This window comes from Hydrogenivirga sp. 128-5-R1-1 (genome assembly GCF_000171895.1).
Map to the genome: position 1 here is coordinate 1 of NZ_ABHJ01000523.1, position 1,053 is coordinate 1,053.

At 27.1% G+C, this 1,053-nt stretch carries 2 protein-coding genes; both read right to left on the minus strand.

The window, feature by feature from the left end; genetic code table 11:
* Positions 1 to 784 (minus strand): DEAD/DEAH box helicase family protein (locus HG1285_RS00210; RefSeq protein WP_008289727.1); only part of this gene is annotated, 784 nt, incomplete at its 3' end.
* Positions 777 to 1,053, minus strand: a 277-nt coding sequence (locus tag HG1285_RS18050; RefSeq protein WP_008289728.1) for a HEPN domain-containing protein, incomplete at its 5' end; no start/stop codon positions are given. The genes HG1285_RS18050 and HG1285_RS00210, both read right to left, overlap by 8 nt.

Below are 1,053 nucleotides of genomic sequence, written 5' to 3' on the forward strand. Positions count from 1 at the left end.
TTCCTTTGTGTCCTTCATCTACAAGAAGGATATTATTATTTCCAAACTCATCTACAAATATGGTTTTACCTGTATCATCTTTACTTACTTTCTCATTTTCAAGCCTAATTTTGTTTATATCTATTACTAAAACTTCATAATCCTGTGATAAAACTGCTTTGTTTCCATCGTAATAAGCGGCTTTTATTCCTGTTTTTATAAGCTCTTCGTAATGTTGTCTTGATAGTCCTTCGTTTGGAGTAATGAGGATTATTTTGTTGTAATTTTTAAAATATTTTTTGATTTGAAAATAGTTGTAATGAGAAATAATCGTTTTCCCGCTACCTGTTGCCATCCAGTAGGCAAGTCTATTTAGGTCTTTTTCTTCAAATTGTTTTAGTTTTTTGTATTTTTCTTTGTTTTCTTCAAGGAAGAGGTTAAGCTCACTTAAAAGTTTTTCTTTATCGGCTGTTAGAAGGTCTAAAAATATTTCTGTGAATAAAAGAGATAAATATTGAAAATATTTTAATGATAGATTTTTTCTTTCTTTACTCTGGTTTCTGATTTTGTATGTGTATTCAATAATGGCTCTATCGTATTTTTCATCTATACTTAGACCTAAGTCTGTAAGGTATTCAAAGTATTTTGTCTGCTGTGGTGATTTTATAAAGTCTGTTATTTCAAGCTCATTTAAAAATGGCAGAATTTTAGTCTCAAATCTTTCTTTATCTGCTCCAATTTTATTTATCAAAAAATCGTATAAAATTAAGCTGTTTTCTAATTCTTTATAAAAATTTTTAGCCATTTCTAATTAATCTTTCCATTTCTTTAATAAATTTTTCTGTTAATTTTATCCATTCTTCAACTTCTTCCGTTTCAAAGTTCGCAAAAGGTTTATAATCACTTTCTTCTCTTGCTTCAAAAAGCTCATCATAAAGTTCACCATAAATTTTATCTAATTTTCCTTCTTTTATTAATTCTTTATGAAAATTTGCTCTTAATCCTGAATGTTTCTTAAGTACTTTCCTTGTTTGAAAAATATGCATTTGTAATGTAAAAAATAGCATATAAAGC